Raw genomic sequence first — 242 nt, 5'->3', positions numbered from 1 at the left:
CGCCGGCCGCCTGCCTGCCCGCCTGCTGTTCTCCCAGCTGGGCCTGCAGGTCATCGTCTACCTGCCGTTGAACCTGCCGCTGGCGCTGATGCTGGGCCTGCTGCTGGCCACCGCGCGGCTGTACCGGGATTCGGAAATGGCGGTGCTGCCCGCCATTGGCGTGGGGCCCAAGCGGCTGCTGCGGCCGGTGGTGCGGCGGGTGCTGCCGGTGGTCGGGCTGATCGCCCTGTGCTCGCTGTGGA

General features: G+C 72.3%; 1 protein-coding gene. It reads left to right on the top strand.

Features of this window, described 5'->3' with window-relative positions; translation table 11 throughout:
- A partial coding sequence (locus ACQG3P_RS22330; protein ID WP_426806275.1) for an LptF/LptG family permease occupies positions 1-242 on the top strand: 242 nt, incomplete at both ends.

This window comes from Stenotrophomonas sp. SrG (assembly GCF_050031795.1).
Taxonomy (GTDB): Bacteria; Pseudomonadota; Gammaproteobacteria; order Xanthomonadales; family Xanthomonadaceae; genus Stenotrophomonas; species Stenotrophomonas rhizophila_A.
This window is presented reverse-complemented; position numbering and strand designations above follow the sequence as displayed.